An 18,617-nucleotide genomic window follows, 5' to 3' on the forward strand; every position below is an offset into this window, starting at 1 on the left:
ATCATTCGAAAGACACGTCCATGAAACACCTGATGCTGAAGACGCTGATCGCCGCGTTCGCGATCGCTGCCGGGGCGACGGCCGCGGCGCAGACCCGCACGATCAAGTTCGCGAACCAGAACGCGAAGGGCCACCCGATCGTGCTGGGCATGGAGAAGTTCGCCGAGATCGTCGACGCGAAGTCCGGCGGCAAGTTCAAGGTCAACGTCTTTCCGGGCGGCGCGCTCGGCAGCGACCAGGCCAACGTCTCGGCGCTGCAGGGCGGCGCGCTGGAGATGGCGTCGATGAACTCGGGCATCTTCGCCAGCATCGTCAAGGACTTCGAGGTCTACGACTTCCCGTTCCTGTTCGGCAATCCGAAGGAAGCCGATGCGGTGGTCGACGGCCCGTTCGGCGCCGGCCTGCACAAGAAGCTGGAGGACAAGGGCATCGTCGGCCTCGCCTACTTCGAGCTGGGCTTCCGGCAGCTCACCAACAGCAAGCGCGCGATCACCAAGGTCGAGGACATCGCCGGCCTGAAGCTGCGCGTGATCCCGAACCCGATCAACGTCGACTGGGTCAGCGCGCTCGGTGCGAACCCGACGCCGCTGCCTTTCCCCGAGCTGTACGCGGCCCTCGAGCAGAAGGCGGTCGACGGCCAGGAGAACCCGGTCGCGACGATCAACGGCGCCAAGCTGTTCGAGGTGCAGAAGTTCATGACCCTCACCAACCACCAGTACAACCCGCAGTCGGTGGTGGTCAGCAAGAAGTTCTGGGACTCGCTGTCGGCCGACGAGCGCAAGCTGCTGCAGGACGCCGCCACCGAGGCCTCGAAGTTCCAGCGCGAGCAGTCGCGCAACGCCGCGGCCGGCATCCTGGAGAACCTGAAGAAGGCCGGCATGCAGGTCAGCGAGCTGCCGCCGGCCGAGGTGGCGAAGCTGCGCGACAAGATGAAGCCGGTGATCGCCAAGCACAGCGCCAGCGTCGGCGAGGCCACCGTCAAGGCGGTGATGGCCGAGCTGGACAAGGTCCGCGCGAAGTAAGACGAGGGGGCGGCCCGGCCGCCCGAAGCAGATGCAGATCGATGGCCGCACCGAGGTGATCGCGCACCTCGGCTACCCGACCCATGCCTTCAAGGCCCCGCTGGTCTACAACCCGTACTTCGAGGCGGCGGGCATCAATGCCGTCGTCGTGCCGATGGCCTGCCGCGCCGAGCACTTCCCGGCGCTGCTGCCGCGGTTGTTCGAGCTCGACAACGTGCGCGGCGCGCTGATCACGATGCCGCACAAGGTGAGCGTGCTCGCGCTGCTCGACGAGCTGACGCCGACCGCGCGCGTGGCCGGCGCCTGCAACGCCGTCAAGCGCCTGCCCGACGGGCGCCTGGCCGGCGACCAGTTCGACGGCGCGGGCTTCGTGCGCGGGCTGCAGCGCAAGGGCTTCGCCACGGCCGGCGCGCGGACGCTGGTGGTCGGCGCGGGCGGCGTCGGCTCGGCGATCGCCGCATCGCTGGCGGCGGCCGGTGCCGCGCAGCTGGCCTTGTTCGATACGAACGAGGCCTCGGTCGATGCGCTGGCGCAGCGGCTGCGCACCGTCTTTCCGCAGGTCGGCGTGGTGACCGGCCAGCGCGACCCGGCCGGCTTCGACCTGGTCGTCAACGCGACGCCGCTCGGCATGCAGCCCGGCGACCCGCTGCCGGTGGACGTGGCGCGCATCGCGCCCGGCGCGTTCGTCGGCGAGGTCGTGATGCGCACCGAGAAGACAGCCTTTCTGCGCGCCGCGGAGGCGCGCGGCTGTCGCATCCAGGTCGGCACCGACATGCTGTTCGAGATGATCCCGCCCTATCTCGAATTCTTCGGCTACCCGACGACGACGGCGGAGCGCCTGCGCGAGCTGGCGCGGCTGCCGGTGACGACCGAGGAGATCGCATGAATGAATTGCTGCTCGACCCGGCGCGTGACGCCAGCGAAGGCGGCCGCGAGCCGGCTCAGGCCTCGTTCAGCGACGAAGCGAATCCGCTCGGCCTGAACGGCATCGAGTTCATCGAATACGCGACCAGCCGTCCGCAGGCGCTCGGCCACGTGCTCGAGATGATGGGCTTCCGGCCGGTCGCGCGGCACCGCTCGCGCGAGGTGCTGCTGTACCGCCAGGGCGGGCTGAACATCGTCGTCAACGCCCATCCGGTGGCCGACCGGGAGGCGGACGCCGCCGACGAGCCGCCGGCGATCAGCGCGATCGCGCTGCGCGTGCGCGATGCCCGTGCCGCCTACCGCCATGTGCTCGAACGCGGCGGCTGGGAAGCGCCGACGCATCCCGAGGCGATGGAGCTGAACATCCCGGCGATCCACGGCGTCGGCGGCAGCCGGCTCCACTTCGTCGACCGCTACCGCGAGTTCTCGATCTACGACGTCGACTTCGTGCCGATCCCGGCCGTCGAACGCCAGCCGCCGGCGCTGGCCGGGCTGCATGTCTTCGGCATCGTGCAGTACATCGGCCGCGGGCGCAGCGCCGACTGGATCGCGTTCTACCGCGAGCTCTTCGGCACCACGGTGATTCCGGACGAGGAGCGCTTCGGCATCCTGCCCGCCGGCACGCTGCTGCGCGCGCCGGCGCTGGACGCGACCAATGGCTTCCTGCTGCAGCTGGTGGAGCCGCGCGGAACGGACGGCGATGCGGGCGGCGAGCGCCTGCAGCGCATCGGCCTCGGTGCGCCCGACGTGCTGGCCGCGGTGCAGGCCCTGCGCGCGCGCGGCATCGAGTTCGTCGAGACCGCGGCCACGCACTCGGGCCAGCGTGGCGCGCTGACGAAGACGTACCTGGGCAGCGTGGTCTTCGAGCTCGTCCACAGCCCGGCTCGGTAAGTGACATGACCCCCAAGCTCACTTCGTTCGCGGCCCCCCGAGGGGGCGCTCAGCGCCTACGGGCGGCCGGGCGGCGCTGACATGAGTCACCGGAGAAGCATCGAACACGCCATCGCCGGCTTCGGCATGGACACGATCACGCTGGCCGGGCCGCTCGAAGCGAAGCTCGACGCGATGCGCGGCGCGGGCTTCGGCCAGGTGATGCTGAAGGCCAACGACCTCGTCGGTCATCCGCAGGGCTGGCAGGCGGCGGTGGCCGCGGTGAAGGCCAGTGGATTGCGCGGCACGGGTTTCCAGGTGCTGCGCGATTTCGAAGGCCTGTCGGGGCATCTGCACCAGTACAAGGTGGACATCGCGAAGACGATGCTGCAGATGTGCTCGGCGCTCGGCTGCGACGTGCTGCTGGCGTGTTCGTCGACCTCGACGCACGCGAGCACCGACCTGGATCACCTCGCGCGCGACCTGCGCAAGCTGGCCATGCTTGCTCTGCCCCACGGCATCCGCATCGCCTACGAAGGCCTGTCCTGGGGCCGCACGGTCAACGAGTTCACCACCGCATGGGATGTCGTGCAGCGCGCCGACTGCCCGAACCTCGGCCTCGGCTTCGACTCGTTCCACGCGCTGGCGGCGGGCACCTCGCTGGAGGCGATCGATGCGGTCGACCCGGCGAAGATCTTCCTCGTGCAGCTGTCGGACTTCATGTGGCAGGAGACGCGCACCTTCGAGGAACGCATGGCCACCGCGCGCACCTTCCGCGTCTTCCCGGGCGAAGGCGTGCACAGCGCGCAGCTCGTCGAGATGGTGCGCCGGCTCGATGCGCGGGGCTACGCCGGCGACTACAGCTTCGAGGTGTTCAACGACGACTACGTGCAGATGCCGCTGCCGATGGTGGCCGAGCGCGCACGCCGCTCGGCGCTGTGGCTGGCGGAAGACGTGCTGCGACGAGCCACGCCGCGGCCGAACCAGCTGCGGCTGCGGCGCTGAGGCCGCGGCGATCCACGACATCCTGTACGACTTCACCGATGCCATGACACACCGGACTGCCTTGATCGCCTGGTCTTCCTTCGTGGCCGCGGCCGCGCTGGCGCTGCTGTCGGGCTGTGCGTCGACCACGGCGCCGGCATCGCCGCCGACACCCGCGAAGCCGTCGGCCGCCGTGCGCGCCTGCGCCGACGTGCAGTCGGCGTTCGCGCATCCGGGCCTGCGCGTGCTGTCGGCCGAGGCGGTGGCGGCCGACAGCCTGCGCGTGCCGGGCATCACCGCGGCGATGCCTGCGCACTGCGTCGTCAAGGGCCGGCTCAACGAGCGCAGGAGCCCGGTCGACGGCAAGGACTACGCGATCGGCTTCGAGATGCGTCTGCCGCTGCAGTGGAACGGCCGCTTCTTCTACCAGGCCAACGGCGGCCTCGACGGTTTCATCCCCCCGGCCTACGGCAACATCCTCGGCGGCGGGCCGACCAGCAACGGGCTGCTGAAGGGTTTCGCGGTGCTGAGCTCGGATGCCGGTCATGCCTTCGAGCGCACGAACCCGGTGATCGGCGCGGCGCTGTTCGGGCGCGATCCGCAGGCACGGCTCGACTACGGCTACAACGCGGTGGCGCAGCTGACGCCGATGGCGCGGGCCTTGATCGGCTTCTTCTACGGCCGGCCCGCGGACAAGGCCTACCTCGTCGGCACGTCCAATGGCGGGCGGCATGGCTTCGTCTCCGCGGCACGCGACCTCGGCGCCTACGACGGCATCCTCGCGTCGGCCCCGGGCTACCGGCTGCCGCTGGCCGCGTTGGCGCAGGTGTGGGGCGCGCAGCGGCTGGCGACCATCGCGCGCACGAAGCGCGCCGACGGCGTGCCGGACCTCGAGACCAGCCTGACACCGGCCGAGATGGCGACGGTTGCGCGCGCGGTGCTCGCGCGTTGCGATGCGCTGGACGGGTTGCGCGACGGCCTCGTGCACGACCTGGCCTTGTGCCAGCGCGCCTTCGACGCGCATCGCGACATCCCGGTCTGCAGCGGCGCCGATGCCGAGGGCTGCCTTGCGCCGCAGCGCCGCGAGGTGCTGGCTTCGCTGATCGCCGGGCCGGGCTTCTACGACGGCCTGCCGTGGGACAGCGGCCTCGCCGGCCGCAACTGGCGCGAGTGGAAGTTCGTGAACAGCATCGGCCCGCGCGACGCCATCGCGCTGGCCTATGTCTTCACGACGCCGCCGCAGACGGCCGAGCGTCTCGCCGGCGGGGCGACCGCGGTGGCCGAGTACGCGCTGGGCTTCGACGTCGCGGCAGGCCGCGACTCGGTGCAGGCGCGCGACGGCGTCTATGCGCACAGCGCGATGGACTTCATGACGCCGCCGGAAGCGACCGCGATGCGTGCCTTCGTCGCCCGGGGCGGCAGGCTGCTGGTGACGCACGGCTCGGCGGACCCGGTGTTCTCGGCGCTCGACACGGTGCGCTGGGTCGAAGGCTTCCAGCGCGTGCACGGGGCCCGCGCCGCGGACCATGCACGGCTGTTCCTGGTGCCGGGCATGAACCACTCGTCCGGCGGTCCGGCGACCGACCAGTTCGACATGGTCGAGGCGCTGGTCGCCTGGGTGGAGCAGGGCATCGCGCCGCAGGGCATCGTCGCCGCCGCGCGCGGCGCCGGCAGCGCGACCCCCAACCCGGAGGTGCCCGCCGACTGGTCGCCCACGCGCACACGCCTGCTGTGCCCGTGGCCGAGCGTCGCGCGCTACGCGGGCAGCGGCGATCCGGAGAGCGCGGCGAGCTTCCGCTGCGAACCCTGACGCCCGAAGGACGCGGCCCTCGGCGAGCGTCGCGCGGCTACTTCGCCGCCGGCTCGAGCGCGGTGATGGTGATCGCGCCGGACACGCGTTCGGCCGAGAAGCGGATCTTGTCGCCTTCCTTCAGCTGATCCAGCCACTTCGCATCGGCGACGCGGAAGATCATCGTCATCGGCGGCATGTCGAGGCTGGGGATCGGCCCGTGGCGCAGCGTGAGCTTGCCCTGCGCCTTGTCGACCTTGCGCACTTCGCCGTCGGCCAGGTTGGTGGTCACCGCCTGCGCGAACACGACCGCGGCGGCGGCCAGGCCCCCTGCGATCGCGGCCGCGCCGCGCAGCAGGTTCATCCTTGTCGAGTGCTTCATTTGACGCTCACCTTGCCGACCATGCCGGCTTCGAAATGCCCCGGGATCAGGCAGGCGAACTGGAACTCGCCCGGCTGGGTGAACTGCCAGACGATCTCGCCGCGCCTGCCCGGCTTCACATGCACCATGTGCGGCTCCTCGTGTTCCATCTCCGGGAACTTCTTCATCAGCTCGGCGTGCTGCTTCAGTTCGTCGGGCGTGCCGAGCACCAACTCGTGCAGCACCTGGCCCTTGTTGCGGGCGACCAGGCGCACCGTCTCGCCGCGCTTGACGGCGATCGACGCCGGCGTGAAGCGCATCGTGTCGGCCATGTCGACCTGGATCGTGCGCGTGACCTGGCGCGGATCGCCCTCGCGGCCGAAGGGCGTGTCGGCGACCTTGGCCGCGTCGTAGGTCTTCGGCTTCTTCGCGTGCTCCTCGTTGCCGTGGGCGAAGGCGGCGCCGGCCGCGGCGGCGAGCGCCAGCACGAGGGCGGTCGACAGCGGGAATCTGTTCATCGGATGTCCTCGTGGTGGGTCAGTGGTGGCCGGCATGGCCGGCGCCGGGCTTGCGCACGTTCATCGTCTTGGCGTCGGCCTTCGGCGCGTCGGCGCGCGCGGGCGCCTGCACCGCGCCGGTGTACTCGTAGGCCACGCTGCCCTGGGGATGCCGGTACCAGCCGGGGTCCTTGTAGTCGCCGGGCTTCACGTCGTCGCGCACCTTGACGACCGTGAACATGCCGCCCATCTCCAGCGGTCCGTAGGGCCCGGTGCCGGTCATCATCGGCAGCGTGTTGTCGGGCAGCGGCATCTCCATCGAGCCCATCTCGGCCATGCCCTTGTCGCCCATCACCATGTAGTCGGGCACCAGCTTCGTGATGCGCTCGGCGATGCCGCGGTGGTCCACGCCGATCATGTTCGGCAGTCCGTGGCCCATCGCGTTCATCGTGTGGTGCGACTTGTGACAGTGGATCGCCCAGTCGCCGGCCACCGCGTCGAACTCGATCGCCCGCATCTGGCCGACCGCGACGTCGGTCGTCACCTCGGGCCAGCGCGCGGCCGGCGCCACCCAGCCGCCGTCGGTGCCGGTGACGACGAAGTTCGGGCCGTGCATGTGGATCGGGTGGTTGGTCATCGTCAGGTTGCCGATGCGGATGCGCACGCGGTCGCCCGTGCGGGCCACCAGGGGATCGATCCCCGGAAACACCCGGCTGTTCCATGTCCACAAGTTGAAGTCGGTCATTTCCGCGGTGCGCGGCGTCGCGCTGCCGGGCTCGATGTCGTAGGCGGCGAGCAGGAAGGCGAAGTCGCGGTCCACCCGCATGAACTTCGGGTCCTTCGGGTGGATGATGAACAGCCCCATCATGCCCATCGCCATCTGCGTCATCTCGTCGGCATGCGGGTGGTACATGTGCGTGCCGGCGCGCGGCAGCGTGAACTCATAGACGAAGGTCTTGCCCGGCTGGATGTGCGGCTGCGTCAGGCCGCCGACGCCGTCCATGCCCGAGGGCAGCATCACGCCGTGCCAGTGCACGGTGGTGTGCTCGGGCAGCCGGTTGGTGACGAAGATGCGCACGCGGTCGCCCTCGACCGCCTCGATCGTCGGGCCCGGGCTGGAGCCGTTGTAGCCCCAGAAGTTGGCCTTCATGCCGGGCGCGAGCTCGCGCACCACCGGTTCGGCGACGAGGTGGAATTCCTTGACGCCGTTGTTCATGCGCCAGGGCAGCGACCAGCCGTTGAGCGTGACGACCGGGTTGAAGGGCCGGCCGGTGGCGGGCGGCTTGGGCGGCTGCATCGTCGTCGTGGCATTGCTCACGGCTTCGGGCAGCGAGGCGGCACCGGCCCGGCTGACCGCCGTGGCGCCGATGGCGGCGGTTCCGGCCGCGCGAAGAAACTGTCTGCGGTTCGACATCGTGGAATCTCGTTCAGTGGCCGGCGCCATCGGCCGGCGCGGCGGGGGAAGCGGCGGAGCGGGTGGCGGCGGGGCCGGGAGAACGGCCCGCCAGCGCACTCTGCAGGCGTGCGTCCGCGATCCAGAAGTCGCGCAGCGCCTCGACGTACCCGGTGACGCCGGCGATCTGCGCGCGTGCATCGGCCAGCAGCTCGAAGACGCTGATGAACATGCCGTTGTAGCGCAGCAGGTTCTCTTCCGAGATGCGCTTCTTCAGCGGCACGACCTCGTCGCGGTAGTGGCGGGCCAGCTGGTACGCGCTGCGGCGCGCGGCATCGGCCTCGCGCACTTCGGAGCGTGCGTTGATCGCGGTGTCGGCCACCTGGTGCAGCGCCTGCAGGTACAGCGCCTCGGCCCGCGCGACGCGGGTGCCGCCGAAGTCGAACAGCGGCAGCTCCAGCTCGACCTCCCAGCCGTTCTCGCGTGGATCGAAGGTCGTGCTCTTGTTGTGGTAGCCGAGCTCGAGCACGTTGATGAAGCGGGTGGCCTTCGTCAGCCCGAGGGTGCGCGCCGTGGCTTCGGCGCCGCGGCGGGCCATCAGCACATCGAGGCGCTTGTCCATCGCCGCCTGTGCGAGGCCGGGTGCTTCGGGGACCGCCGGCGGCAGGTCGGGCAGGCGCTCGGGCAGCTTGAAGCCGGCGTCGGGCAGGCCCAGCGCACGTGCCAGCCGCTCACGTTCGGCGTTGGCAGCCTGGGTCGATCTGGCCAGCTGCACGGTGGCGTCCGACTGGAACGACTGTTCGCGCAGCTGCGCCAGCGCATTGAAGTTGCCGGCCTGCTTCATGCGGGCGGCGAGCTCGCTGGAGGCGTCCGCGGCGTCCTTCACCTGCCGGTGGTAGCGCACCAGCTCCTCGGCGGCGACCGCGCTGAAGAAGGCCTGGCGCGCGTCGATGGCCGCCGCCACCGCATCGCTGGCCGCCTGCAGCTGCGCCTGCTCGAAGCGGCGCCGGCCGGTTTCGCTGGAGGCGGGCAAGGTCAGCAGCCCCAGCACGTCGAACATCAGCGAGCGCTCGATCTCCTTCAGCGCGAAGGGGCCGCGGGTGCGGCTGAACGAGAAGGTCGGATTGCGCAGGCGTCCGGCGCGCACGAGCTCGGCCTCGGCGATGCCGAGGTCCGCGAAGCGGGCCTGCAAGCCGCGGTGGTTGATCAGCGCGATCTCGACTGCGGCGTCGGCGTCCAGCGGCTGGCTCAGCAGCTCGGCGACGCGCTGGCGCACCGCATCGGAGGGCTCGGGCGTGCGTTGCAGCACGGGCGCGCGGCCGGTGCGTTCGCGCGTCATCTCGCCGACGGCATCGAAGCCGCCGTCGGCCGAGAACGACGCGCAGCCGGCCAGCAGCGCGGCCGCCATCATGGCCGTGGGGGCGGCCATCGTTCGCAAGGGATTCATGGTTCTTCGGGTCCCGGATGCTCGGCGTCGACACGAACGACAGGGCGGTTCGTACCGGCCGTGGCCGTGCGTGGGGCACGCACGGATCGTCTGCAGGCCTTGCGCAAAGGCCTGCCGCGGCGTCAGGCCGCTCGGGGCGGGCGTTCGGGGCCGCCGGTAGCGAAATGCGGCGGCGGCGCGTCGGGAGCTGGCACGGGCGAGTCCGCCGCGTCGTGCGGCGGCAGCCCGGGCGCGCCGGTGGCCGGCATCGGCGTCATCGAGCAGAACGCCGCGCACAGCGTGCACTTCTGTGGCAGGTCGGTGGCGCCCGGGTCGCCGCCGGCTTCGGAAGCCATCGCGTGGTGGTCGTGCGCGGCATGATGGGCGGCCTGGTGCGCGTGCGCCGCGGCGTTGCCGTCGCCGTCCTGCGCCATCGGTGCCTCGGCCGCGGTGCGGGCGGCGCCAAGCCCGACCGTCGGGCACAGCATCGCCGCGGCCATGCCGCTGCGCACCGGCAGCAGCACGGCGAGCAGCAACAGGAGGGCCAGGCGCAACAGCTTCACAGGGGCGGGAGGTTACCAGCGGACCTGGCGCAGTCTGCACCTTGCCCCCATGGCAAGGTCAAGCGGGATCACCGCCATGGGCGGCGGGTGCCGGGACCCCTACAGTGGTTCGATGCGTTCCATCCTGACGATCTCCCTGCTGGCCGCCGCCGTGCTGGCTTGCGTTCAACCCGCGCGCGCCGAGATGGTGGACATCGCCTGGGACGGCGACGGCCGCTTCACCAAGGCGGTGACCGTCGCGCCCGGCAAGTTCGTCGAGGCCTGCGAGAAGCTGGCGAAAGGCGCGCGGGTCGAGTGGCGCTTCGACGCCGCGGCGCCGCTGAACTTCAACATCCACTACCACGTCGGCAAGGACGTGCAGTTTCCCGAGAAGCGCGATGCCGTGGCGCAGGGCGACGGCACGCTCGCGGTCACGCTGAAGCAGGACTACTGCTGGATGTGGACCAACAAGGGCGAGACCGAGGCGAACCTGCGCTTCAGCCTGTCGCGCCGCCCTGCAGCGTCTCGATGATCGGGCAGTCCGGCCGGTCGTCGCCGTGGCAGCAATGCACCAGGTGCGCCAGCGTCGCCTTCATCGCCTGCAGCTCGCGCAGCTTGGCATCGAGCTCGTCGATGTGCGCCTGCGCCAGCGCCTTGACCTGACGGCTCGGGCGGCGGCGGTCCCGCCACAGCCCGAGCAGCGTGCGGATCTGCTCCAGCGAGAAGCCGAGGTCGCGCGAGTGCCGGATGAAGCGCAGCGTATTGATGTCCTTGTCGCCGTACTGCCGGTAGCCTGACTCGGTGCGCGCGGCCTCCGGCAGCAGGCCGATGCTCTCGTAGTGCCGGATCATCTTGGCCGACACGCCGGTCGTCTTCGCCGCTTCGCCGATGTTCATGCCGCTGCCTTCCTGTCGTCGTCGCTGCTGGCATGCCAGCGCCGCAGCAGCAGCGCGTTGGCGACGACGCTGACGCTGCTGAAGGCCATCGCCGCGCCGGCGACCACCGGGCTGAGCAGGCCGAAGGCGGCCAGCGGGATGCCCAGCACGTTGTACACGAAGGCCCACCACAGGTTCTGCTTGATCTTCGCGACGGTGCGGCGCGAGACGTCGAGCGCGTCGGCCACCAGGCGGGGGTCGCCGCGCATCAGCGTGATGCCGGCGGTCTCGGTGGCGACGTCGGCGCCGCCGGCCATCGCGAAGCCGCAGGATGCCGCGGCCAGCGCCGGCCCGTCGTTGATGCCGTCGCCGACGAACGCGACCACGTCGCCGGCCTCGCGACGCTGCTGCACGATCGCCGCCTTGTCGCCGGGCAGCACTTCGGCGCGCACCTCGTCGATGCCGAGCGCGCGCGCCACGGTTTCCGCGGCGCCGCGGTTGTCGCCGGTCAGCATCAGCGTGCGGATGCCGAGCGTGTGCAGGCGTGCGACCGCGTCGCGGGCCGCCGGCTTGATGGCGTCGCCGAACGCGACCAGGCCCAGCACGCGCGATTCGTCGAGCAACCACGACACGGTGCGGCCGGCGGCTTCGTGGCGCGCGGCGGTGTCGGCCAGCGGGCCGGCGTCGAGACCGCGTTCCTGCAGCAACCGCGTCGAGCCGAGCGCAAGACGCCGACCATCGACGAGGCCTTCGAGCCCGCGCCCCGGCAAGGCCTGCGCCGCCTGCACCGGCGGCAGCGCCACGTTCCCGGCGCGTGCCGCATCGAGCAGCGCACGGCCCAACGGGTGCGAGCTGGACTGCTGCAGCGCGGCGGCCCCGCGCAGCAGGTCTTCGCGCGCGACGCCGGCGGCCATCTCCAGGCCAGCCACCGTCGGCCGGCCTTCGGTCAGCGTGCCGGTCTTGTCGAAGGCGACGACGTTGACCGCATGCGCGACCTCCAGCGCCTCGGCGTCCTTGATCAGGATGCCGCGCCGCGCGGCGACCCCGGTGCCGGCCATGATGGCCGTCGGCGTCGCCAGGCCGAGCGCGCACGGGCACGCGATGACCAGCACCGAGACCGCGTTCATCAACGCACCTTCGATGCCCGCACCGGCCAGCCACCAGCCGACGGCCGTGACCAGCGCCAGCACCAGCACCGCCGGCACGAACACCGCGCTGACCCGGTCGACGATGCGCTGGATCGGCGCCTTCGCCGCCTGCGCCGATTCGACGAGCCGGATGATCTTCGCCAGCGTCGTCTCGGCACCGACCGCGGTGGTGGTGACGGTCAGCGCGCCTTCGCCGTTGATCGCACCGCCGGTCACCGCATCGCCGGGACCTTTCGCGATCGGGCGGCTCTCGCCGGTGAGCATCGATTCGTCGACGTGGGTGCGGCCGTCCTGCACGGTGCCGTCCACCGGGATGCGATCGCCCGGGCGCACCAGCACGAGGTCGCCGAGCGCCACCTGCTCGACCGGCACGTCGCGCTCGACGCCGTCGCGGCGCACCCGCGCGGTGGTGGGCTTCAGCGCATTGAGGGCGCGGATCGCGTCGGTGGTCTGCCGCTTCGCGCGCTGCTCCAGCCACTTGCCCAGCAGCACCAGCGTGATGACGGCGGTCGACGCCTCGAAGTACAGGTGTGGCATGCCGTGCTCGCCATGCTGCAGCAGCGCGTAGACCGACAGCCCGTAGGCGGCCGAGGTGCCCAGCGCGACCAGCAGGTCCATGTTGCCGCTGCCGGCGCTCAAGGCCTTCCAGCCGGCGCGGTAGAAACGCGCGCCGAGGCCGAACTGCACCGGCGTGGCCAGCAGCCACTGCAGCCACGGCGGCGCCATCCAGGCGATGCCGAGCGGCAGCAGCAGCATCGGCAGCGCCAGCGGCAAGGTCAGCAGCGCGCTCAGGGCCACCGGCCACCAGGACGGCAGCGCACGCTGCGCCGCGGGGGCGTCCTGCGCGGCCACGTCCTTCGCGGTATAGCCGGCCTTCTCGACCGCGGCCTTCAGCGCCTCGACCGCCACCGACGGCAGCGCCTGCACCGTGGCCTGCTCGGTCGCCAGGTTCACCGACGCGCCGGAGACGCCCGGCACCTTCATCAGCGCCTTCTCGACCCGCAGCGCGCAGGAGGCGCAGGTCATGCCGCCGACCTGCAGGCGCACGCCGGCGGGGTTCGCAAGGACCTTCGGGAGGGGGGTGGCCAGGGTGTTCATGGCGCCGATGTTCGAGCTTCCAATCATGGCAAGGTCAAGCGGAGGGTGGAGCCATCGACGCCAGCGGGGGCTTGCCGGCCACGCATTCGGCCATTGGACGCTGCGGGGGCGCTTGATCCGGCGCAAGGGCCGGGGTTGGAGGCGGGGGGAGCGGGCGGCGGGCGGGGGCGGGCCGGGGCGCCCGCGCGCCGTTCAGGCCGTGAGGCGGCCCGCGCTGATCGCCTCGGCCAGGTGCGCGGGCAATTGCGCGCGTTCGCCTTTCAGCGCACGCCGGATGCCGCTGCTGAACTGGGCCAGGTTGATCGGCTTCGACCAGTACTCGTAGGCGCCGAGGCTCAGCGCCTTCAGGATGTCGGTCGAGATGCGGTCGGCCGTCAGCAGCACGATGCGGAACGCGCCGGTGGCGATCTCGCGGTTGAGCTCCCGGATGACCTCCAGCCCGGAGGTGTCGGGCAGGTGCATGTCCAGCAGCACGAGGTCGGGATGCTGTTCGCGCGCGAGGCGCACGCCTTCACCGCCGGTGGCGGCGCGCAGCAGCGACAGCTGCGGGTGGAAGGTCCGCAGCACGTCCTCGACCAGCACGCTGCTGACGGGATCGTCCTCGATGTAGAGGATCGTCCCGTGCAATGCAGCCTCTGGCGCGCCGGCTGGAAGGTCGGTCACGTTGTCCGATCGTGGGTGGACTTCGGGTGGGTAAGGGGGCGGTGCCTGATGACAGCAGGCGCTCCGCCCGAACGAGAAAAAGCCGAATCCAGCGTCCTAAGGAGAGGGAGGTAGGGAGGTCGGGGACGCTGGGTTGGGGTTCGGCGTTAAGGAGTCCCTGAGCGAGGTGTTCTGTGTGTGTTCGGTGCGCTGGTGCGACGGGTGGTCTACCAGCCGGTGCGCGGGAAACTCGTGCGAACTGCAATTGCGGCTTGCGACATGGTGGTACCCCTCGGATGGCAAAGCGCCGTGATGAAATCGATACAGCAATTCCATCAAGGGGAGGAGAACCGCGAAACTGCGCTCGGGCGGAGCTTGACGAACTTGGCGTTGCGTGCTAGGTGCGCTCCAGCAGGCCATACTCGAGAGCTCTCAGAACAGCCGCGTGGCGGCTCTCGCAGTTCAACTTTGCCATGGCGTTCTCGGCGTGAAACTTCACCGTATTGGGACTGAGCCCAAGAATCTGCGCGATGGCACTTGTGTCCTTGCTCAGCATCGTCCAGTGCAGAACCTCCGTCTCCCGACGGGTCAGCGAGACCGCCACGGTCGGCTGCGCGAGCGGTGCCAGCAAACGGACGGCCGCGTCCTGCGCGTGCACCGCAAGCAATTGAATGTCGCCGAGCAAACGCGTCAGTTTCATCTGGTTCTTCGGCAGAGCATGTTCGCGATCCACGCCGAGCAGGAAGTGCCGTGCACCCGGCAGGTGAAGAGCGACCGCGACACCCGTGCGATAGCCGAACGGCGCCTGCGCGTCCCATAGGTCGACGGCATCTTCATCGGCGTAGGTCGACTGGTCCCACACGATCGGGATGCTCAGGCGCTTGAGCTTCTGCAGTACCGGGTCTCGCTTCGAAGCCGACGGCTCCCGCGAGGCTTCTTCAAAGCCATCCGGTGTATTCGCCAGCGGCACTGTCACGGCCGCCTGCTGAGGGCGCTCGACGACCAGCAGCGTATTGAGCAACCCGAAGTCCAGCTTGTGCGCGACCGCCAGCAGCGCCGCGAGCAGCTCGTCCTTCGTCCGAGCCTCGGCGACCGCCTGATAGTCGTTGAGCGTTGGCATAAACCGTCGAGCTTGTCTAGCTGCGCCCCCGCGGAGTTAACGGGAAAGCGACACGGGCCGAAGATCAATCTAAGCGCACCAGAAAGGCGTGATGTCCGTTTGATTTCGGAGGATGTGACATGGGAGCGTTGAACACCACCAAGGCCTGGCCGGCGGTATTGTCGCCGCAGCACGAATTCCAGCGCGCTGCGTTCCGCCACTGGGGAACCCTGATCAAGAACCCGCAGAAGCTGCCGGGCTGCCGCAGCGGGCGCACGGTGTGGGTCAGCTCGAAATCGCCGTCCATGGTGCTGTCGTGGGAATGGAGCGAAGCACTGCCGTGGATCGTCGTGATGGCGAACCCGATGAAGGTCTCGACCAACGTCGAGCTGCTGCATGCGCACGGCGAGGCGATGGATCGTGACGCCTGCGTCGTCGTGCTGAACGACGTCGTCAACCGGCTGCCGTGGCAGCGCTGGGTGCGCCGCCAGTTGCGCGGTGAGCTGCAGCCCTTCGACATGGCACGGCGCGAGGCGGTCGCGGCCTGAGCAGGGTCGCAGGGCCGCGGTTGCGCGCGGCCCGTCATTCCCGGAACGCCAGCACCGCCTCGAGCACGCTGCGCGCGGGCGCGTCCAGCGTCGCCGCGGCGCGGCTGGCCACGCCGAGCCGGCGCACCAGCGCCGGCCGCAGCTTGCGCACCTGCAGGCGGCCGTCGAGCGTCTCGCTCGGGTGCTCGAAGGGCAGGATCGCTGCGCCGTAGCCGGCGGCCACCAGCCGCCGCGTCACTTCGTTGTAGATCATCTCGATGCGCGGGCGCGGCAGCACGCCGCCGGCGGCGAACCAGTCCATCACCTGGCGCCGCACGTGGGTGTCGGGCTCGTTGAGGATCAACGGCTTGTCGGCCAGCCAGCGCGGCGTGATGGTGGCCGGCGCCTCCCAGCGCGGCGGCAGCATCGCCACCACCGGCGTGCTGCGCCACGGCGCGACGCGGATCTTCGGGTAGCGCGGCTGCGGCGCGGCGACCAGCGCGATGTCGAGCTCGCCGACGAAGAGCCGCGCCATCAGCTCGCTGGAGCGGCCGACGCTCACCTGCACCTCGATGTCGGGCAGCGCAAGGTCCAGCGTCTCCAGCAACCTCGGCAGCAGGTGCACCATCGCGCCGGTCGAGCTGCCCAGCCGCACGCGGCCGGCACGGCCGGCGTGGTGCTGCACTGCTTCCACCGCTTCGTCGGCCCCGCGCAGCAGGCGTCGGGCGTGTTCGGCCAGCACGTCGCCGGCGGGGGTCGGCTGCACGCGCGGGCCGCCGCGCAGCACCAGCGGCGTGCCCAGGCGCGACTCGAGCTCGCCGACGTGCAGGCTGACCGTCGGCTGCGCCAGGTGCAGCGCACGCGCGGCGGCCGAAAAGCTGCCGAGCTCGAGCACCGACAGCAGCGTGCGCAGCTGGTCGAGGTTCAGTGCACGCATCAGAATTCCTGATCGGCGGCGTCAGAAGTATTCATTTCCATGATGGCCCTCCGGCCGGCAGCATAACCGGCCATGACGGATGAACGAGGACCCCGGCCGCCGCACCGCCACGGCCACCATGCGCTGGTGCTGCTGTGCGTGCTGGCACACAGCGCGCTGACCGGCTGCCGTGTCGCGGTGTCGCTGCAGGCGCTGGCGTTGGGCGCGCCGGCCTTCGCCTTCGGCGCGCTGCTGGCGTCGTTCGCGATCGTGCCGACGCTGGCGTCGCTGGCGATGGGCCGCTGGGTCGACCGCGTGGGCACGCGGCGCCCGGTGCTGGCCGGGCTGGCGCTGCAGCTCGCAGGGCTGGCGCTCGCGGCCGCCTGGCCGCAGTCGCTCGGCGTGCTGGCAGTGACCGCGCTGTGCACCGGCGCCGGTTATTCGATGGCGCTGCTTGCGCTGCAGCGCCAGCTCGGCCAGCGCGACGAGCCGCAGCGCAGCGCGGCCTTCGCCAGCTTCGGCATCGGCACCTCGCTGTCGATCGGGCTCGGGCCCTTCGTCGCCGGGCACGGTCTCGCGGGCGGCGGCGCCGCCTTCACGTTCGCACTGCTCGCCGGCTTCGTGCTGCTGGCCGGGCTGGGCGCCGCGTTCGGCCGGCGCGGGCTGCGGGGCAGCGGCAGCGGCGGCGCGGCGTCGACCGCGTCGACCGGCGGCGTGGTGCTGCACGACGCCGCGCTGCGCCGCATCCTCGTCGCCGACCTGCTGATGGCGCTGGGCTGGAACGCCAATGGTTTCCTGCTGCCGCTGTTCGCCGCGCAACAGGGCTGGTCCGCGGCGACGGTCGGCGACCTCGGTGCGGTGTTCGGGCTCGGCGTCGGGCTGGTTCGGCTGGGCAGCGCCGCGTGGCGCCGCCGCGTCGGCGACTGGACGACGATCCGCGCCACGCTGGCGGTGGCCGCGGCCTGCTTCCTGCTGCTGCCGCTGCTGCCGACGCTGGCCTGGACGCTGCTGCTGCAGTTCGTGCTCGGCGCCGGCCTCGGCATCGCGCTGCCGAGCGTGATGGCGCTGCTGCATGCACGTTCGCCCGCCGGGCGCCACGGCGAAGCGCTGGGGCTGCGCATCGTGATGCTCAATGCCAGCTACCTGGCGGTGCCGCTGCTGCTGGGCGGGCTCGGTGCGGCGGCCGGCGTGACGGTGCTGCTGTGGTCGCTGGGCGGCGGCCTGTCGCTCGGCGCGGCGGTGCTGCGGCGGGGGTAGCGTGCAAAAGGCGTGGCGCTAGCATCGCGGCCCATGCATGCCTGCCCGCCCCTGTCCCGCCGTGCGCTGCTCGTCGGCGCTTCGCAGATCGCCGCGGTGACGCTGGCCCGCGCGTCGACCGCTCCAGTGACGCTGAGCGCGCTCGACCAGTTCTCGCTGGTGCGCAGTGGCGGGCGCTGGTGGCTGGTCGGCGAGCTGGTGGTCGCGGCGGCGGGCGAGAAGCCGGTCGCGCTGCGTGAACTGCGCGCGGTGACGGGCGACATGGCATCGCCGCTGTGCGTGCTGCCGGCCGACGCGCTGCGTGCCGCGGGGGCGACGCGCCAGGGCCGTCCGCTCGAACGGGCGATCGTGGCGGCGGGCGACACGGCGACGCTGTTCCTGTGGCACGCGATCGACGGCGCGCCGCCGACCGGCCCGGGCGTGCAGCTGCGGCTCGTCACCGACGCCGGCGAGGCCACGCTCGAGGTGCCGCTGCAGCGCCCGACGGTGCTGCAGCCGCCGTTGCGCGGCGGCCCGTGGGTGGCGGTCTACGATCCGCTGTTCCCGTTCGGCCACCGCCGCTCGGCCTTCGAGCGCGACGGCCGCCGGCACATCCCGGCGCGATTCGCGGTCGACTGGATCCGGCTCGACGCGTCGGGCCGGCCCGCGCCCGACGGGGCCGGCTTCGATCGCTGGTTCGGCCTCGGCGCCGACGTGTTCGCCGTGGCCGACGCGACGGTGGCCGCCGCGCGCGACGGTGCACCCGACGTGCTGGAGACGCTGCGGCCCGCGGGTCGCTGGGCGCCGGAGGAGGTTGCCGGCAACTTCGTCTGCCTGGACATCGGCGGCGGCCGCTTCGTGTTCTACGAGCACCTGAAGCGCGGCTCGGTGCGGGTGTCGGCCGGGCAGGCGGTGAAGGCCGGCGAGGGCATCGGCCAGGTCGGGCGTTCGGGGGTCAACTCGTCCGGGCCGCACCTGCACTTCCATGTGGCGGACGGGCAGTCGTTGCTGCATGCGCAGGGTCGGCCCTGGAGTCTCGAGGGCTTCCACCAGCTGGGGGACTATCCGGGCATGGCGGCGGCCGAATCCGGCCGCCCCTGGCGCCCGGCGGCCGCGGCTGCCGGCGGCGGCGCGCCGGCGCTGCCGCCGCCGAACGGCGTTCTGCAGTTCGGCTGAAATTGATTATCTGATTTAACTAGTTGGCATGGCTTTCTCTCGCACAAATGCGGGTTTGCCCCAATCATTTAGTTGATTCAATGAAATAGATT

At 71.1% G+C, this 18,617-nt stretch carries 19 protein-coding genes; 9 read left to right on the top strand and 10 right to left on the bottom strand.

Translation table 11 applies throughout. The features are described 5' to 3' along the window. Positions 1-20 precede the first annotated feature (20 nt). The 5 genes from P1K89_RS31305 (at position 21) to P1K89_RS31325 (ending at position 5,610) form a co-directional block, all read left to right on the top strand. A complete protein-coding gene (locus P1K89_RS31305; protein ID WP_284620479.1) occupies positions 21-1,022 on the top strand; it encodes a TRAP transporter substrate-binding protein in 1,002 nt (333 codons plus the stop codon). Between the two features lie 31 nt (positions 1,023-1,053). After that, positions 1,054-1,908 carry a shikimate dehydrogenase family protein gene (locus P1K89_RS31310; RefSeq protein ID WP_284620480.1) on the top strand — a complete coding sequence of 285 codons (855 nt, stop codon included), beginning with the start codon at positions 1,054-1,056 and terminating at the stop codon, positions 1,906-1,908. Further along, positions 1,905-2,837 carry a VOC family protein gene (locus tag P1K89_RS31315; protein ID WP_284620481.1) on the top strand — a complete coding sequence of 311 codons (933 nt, stop codon included), beginning with the start codon at positions 1,905-1,907 and terminating at the stop codon, positions 2,835-2,837. Before P1K89_RS31310 ends, P1K89_RS31315 begins: the two co-directional genes overlap by 4 nt. Before the next feature lie 81 nt (positions 2,838-2,918). Then, the gene (locus P1K89_RS31320) at positions 2,919-3,821 is read left to right on the top strand and encodes a sugar phosphate isomerase/epimerase family protein (RefSeq protein ID WP_284620482.1); all 903 of its coding nucleotides are present in this window, start codon (positions 2,919-2,921) and stop codon (positions 3,819-3,821) included. Positions 3,822-3,882: 61 nt separating this feature from the next. Beyond that, positions 3,883-5,610, top strand: a complete 1,728-nt coding sequence (locus tag P1K89_RS31325) for a tannase/feruloyl esterase family alpha/beta hydrolase (protein ID WP_284620483.1) — start codon at positions 3,883-3,885, stop codon at positions 5,608-5,610. A 37-nt stretch (positions 5,611-5,647) separates the two neighbouring features. Here the strand turns inward: P1K89_RS31325 and P1K89_RS31330 are convergent, their stop codons facing one another. From P1K89_RS31330 to P1K89_RS31350, 5 genes are all read right to left on the bottom strand, one after another. After that, positions 5,648-5,971, bottom strand: coding sequence for a copper-binding protein (locus tag P1K89_RS31330; RefSeq protein WP_284620484.1), 324 nt, complete (start codon positions 5,969-5,971; stop codon positions 5,648-5,650). Further along, positions 5,968-6,468, bottom strand: a complete 501-nt coding sequence (locus tag P1K89_RS31335; protein WP_284620485.1) for a cupredoxin domain-containing protein — start codon at positions 6,466-6,468, stop codon at positions 5,968-5,970. The genes P1K89_RS31330 and P1K89_RS31335 overlap by 4 nt, the downstream gene beginning before the upstream one ends. A gap of 19 nt (positions 6,469-6,487) precedes the next feature. After that, positions 6,488-7,861, bottom strand: a complete 1,374-nt coding sequence (locus P1K89_RS31340; RefSeq protein WP_284620486.1) for a multicopper oxidase family protein — start codon at positions 7,859-7,861, stop codon at positions 6,488-6,490. A 13-nt stretch (positions 7,862-7,874) separates the two neighbouring features. Further along, positions 7,875-9,287 (bottom strand): TolC family protein, encoded by a 1,413-nt coding sequence (locus tag P1K89_RS31345; RefSeq protein ID WP_284620487.1) that lies wholly within the window; start codon positions 9,285-9,287, stop codon positions 7,875-7,877. 122 nt (positions 9,288-9,409) lie between these two features. After that, complete coding sequence (locus tag P1K89_RS31350) at positions 9,410-9,829, bottom strand: hypothetical protein (RefSeq protein WP_284620488.1); 420 nt, start codon at positions 9,827-9,829, stop codon at positions 9,410-9,412. 112 nt (positions 9,830-9,941) lie between these two features. Here P1K89_RS31350 and P1K89_RS31355 point away from each other — a divergent pair, with 112 nt between their 5' ends. Further along, entirely contained in the window at positions 9,942-10,340 is a 399-nt protein-coding gene (locus P1K89_RS31355; RefSeq protein ID WP_284620489.1) for a hypothetical protein, read from the top strand. Here P1K89_RS31355 and cueR read toward each other — a convergent pair. The 4 genes from cueR to P1K89_RS31375 all read right to left on the bottom strand — a co-directional run bounded on the left by cueR (position 10,306) and on the right by P1K89_RS31375 (position 14,691). Beyond that, positions 10,306-10,704: a Cu(I)-responsive transcriptional regulator gene (gene cueR, locus P1K89_RS31360; RefSeq protein ID WP_284620490.1), complete on the bottom strand. Its 399-nt coding sequence runs from the start codon at positions 10,702-10,704 to the stop codon at positions 10,306-10,308. The genes P1K89_RS31355 and cueR overlap by 35 nt on opposite strands. After that, complete coding sequence (locus P1K89_RS31365; RefSeq protein WP_284620491.1) at positions 10,701-12,929, bottom strand: heavy metal translocating P-type ATPase; 2,229 nt, start codon at positions 12,927-12,929, stop codon at positions 10,701-10,703. Before P1K89_RS31365 ends, cueR begins: the two co-directional genes overlap by 4 nt. A 192-nt stretch (positions 12,930-13,121) precedes the next feature. Continuing rightward, positions 13,122-13,592 carry a response regulator gene (locus P1K89_RS31370; protein WP_284620492.1) on the bottom strand — a complete coding sequence of 157 codons (471 nt, stop codon included), beginning with the start codon at positions 13,590-13,592 and terminating at the stop codon, positions 13,122-13,124. Positions 13,593-13,968: 376 nt separating this feature from the next. Next, positions 13,969-14,691 (bottom strand): helix-turn-helix transcriptional regulator, encoded by a 723-nt coding sequence (locus P1K89_RS31375; RefSeq protein ID WP_284620493.1) that lies wholly within the window; start codon positions 14,689-14,691, stop codon positions 13,969-13,971. Positions 14,692-14,810: 119 nt separating this feature from the next. Here P1K89_RS31375 and P1K89_RS31380 point away from each other — a divergent pair, with 119 nt between their 5' ends. Further along, positions 14,811-15,218 carry a DUF4902 domain-containing protein gene (locus P1K89_RS31380; protein WP_284620494.1) on the top strand — a complete coding sequence of 136 codons (408 nt, stop codon included), beginning with the start codon at positions 14,811-14,813 and terminating at the stop codon, positions 15,216-15,218. 34 nt (positions 15,219-15,252) lie between these two features. Here the strand turns inward: P1K89_RS31380 and P1K89_RS31385 are convergent, their stop codons facing one another. Further along, positions 15,253-16,134, bottom strand: coding sequence for a LysR family transcriptional regulator (locus tag P1K89_RS31385; protein ID WP_284620495.1), 882 nt, complete (start codon positions 16,132-16,134; stop codon positions 15,253-15,255). 72 nt (positions 16,135-16,206) lie between these two features. Here P1K89_RS31385 and P1K89_RS31390 point away from each other — a divergent pair, with 72 nt between their 5' ends. Next, positions 16,207-17,370, top strand: a complete 1,164-nt coding sequence (locus P1K89_RS31390; RefSeq protein WP_284620496.1) for an MFS transporter — start codon at positions 16,207-16,209, stop codon at positions 17,368-17,370. 33 nt (positions 17,371-17,403) lie between these two features. Next, positions 17,404-18,525: a M23 family metallopeptidase gene (locus tag P1K89_RS31395; RefSeq protein ID WP_284620497.1), complete on the top strand. Its 1,122-nt coding sequence runs from the start codon at positions 17,404-17,406 to the stop codon at positions 18,523-18,525. Positions 18,526-18,617: the final 92 nt, after the last annotated feature.

The organism is Aquabacterium humicola (assembly GCF_030167915.1).
In the GTDB taxonomy this organism is placed as follows: Bacteria; Pseudomonadota; Gammaproteobacteria; order Burkholderiales; family Burkholderiaceae_C; genus Pseudaquabacterium; species Pseudaquabacterium humicola.

Excerpts from the sequence above, each read along its gene's own strand:
- P1K89_RS31305 (WP_284620479.1), top strand. The coding sequence starts at position 21 with ATGAAACACCTGATGCTGAAGACGCTGATCGCCGCGTTCGCGATCGCT.
- P1K89_RS31310 (WP_284620480.1), top strand. The coding sequence starts at position 1,054 with ATGCAGATCGATGGCCGCACCGAGGTGATCGCGCACCTCGGCTACCCG.
- P1K89_RS31315 (WP_284620481.1), top strand. The coding sequence starts at position 1,905 with ATGAATGAATTGCTGCTCGACCCGGCGCGTGACGCCAGCGAAGGCGGC.
- P1K89_RS31320 (WP_284620482.1), top strand. The coding sequence starts at position 2,919 with ATGAGTCACCGGAGAAGCATCGAACACGCCATCGCCGGCTTCGGCATG.
- P1K89_RS31330 (WP_284620484.1), bottom strand. The coding sequence starts at position 5,971 with ATGAAGCACTCGACAAGGATGAACCTGCTGCGCGGCGCGGCCGCGATC.
- P1K89_RS31335 (WP_284620485.1), bottom strand. The coding sequence starts at position 6,468 with ATGAACAGATTCCCGCTGTCGACCGCCCTCGTGCTGGCGCTCGCCGCC.
- P1K89_RS31340 (WP_284620486.1), bottom strand. The coding sequence starts at position 7,861 with ATGTCGAACCGCAGACAGTTTCTTCGCGCGGCCGGAACCGCCGCCATC.
- P1K89_RS31345 (WP_284620487.1), bottom strand. The coding sequence starts at position 9,287 with ATGAATCCCTTGCGAACGATGGCCGCCCCCACGGCCATGATGGCGGCC.
- P1K89_RS31355 (WP_284620489.1), top strand. The coding sequence starts at position 9,942 with ATGCGTTCCATCCTGACGATCTCCCTGCTGGCCGCCGCCGTGCTGGCT.
- cueR (WP_284620490.1), bottom strand. The coding sequence starts at position 10,704 with ATGAACATCGGCGAAGCGGCGAAGACGACCGGCGTGTCGGCCAAGATG.
- P1K89_RS31365 (WP_284620491.1), bottom strand. The coding sequence starts at position 12,929 with ATGAACACCCTGGCCACCCCCCTCCCGAAGGTCCTTGCGAACCCCGCC.
- P1K89_RS31375 (WP_284620493.1), bottom strand. The coding sequence starts at position 14,691 with ATGCCAACGCTCAACGACTATCAGGCGGTCGCCGAGGCTCGGACGAAG.
- P1K89_RS31380 (WP_284620494.1), top strand. The coding sequence starts at position 14,811 with ATGGGAGCGTTGAACACCACCAAGGCCTGGCCGGCGGTATTGTCGCCG.
- P1K89_RS31385 (WP_284620495.1), bottom strand. The coding sequence starts at position 16,134 with ATGCGTGCACTGAACCTCGACCAGCTGCGCACGCTGCTGTCGGTGCTC.
- P1K89_RS31390 (WP_284620496.1), top strand. The coding sequence starts at position 16,207 with ATGACGGATGAACGAGGACCCCGGCCGCCGCACCGCCACGGCCACCAT.
- P1K89_RS31395 (WP_284620497.1), top strand. The coding sequence starts at position 17,404 with ATGCATGCCTGCCCGCCCCTGTCCCGCCGTGCGCTGCTCGTCGGCGCT.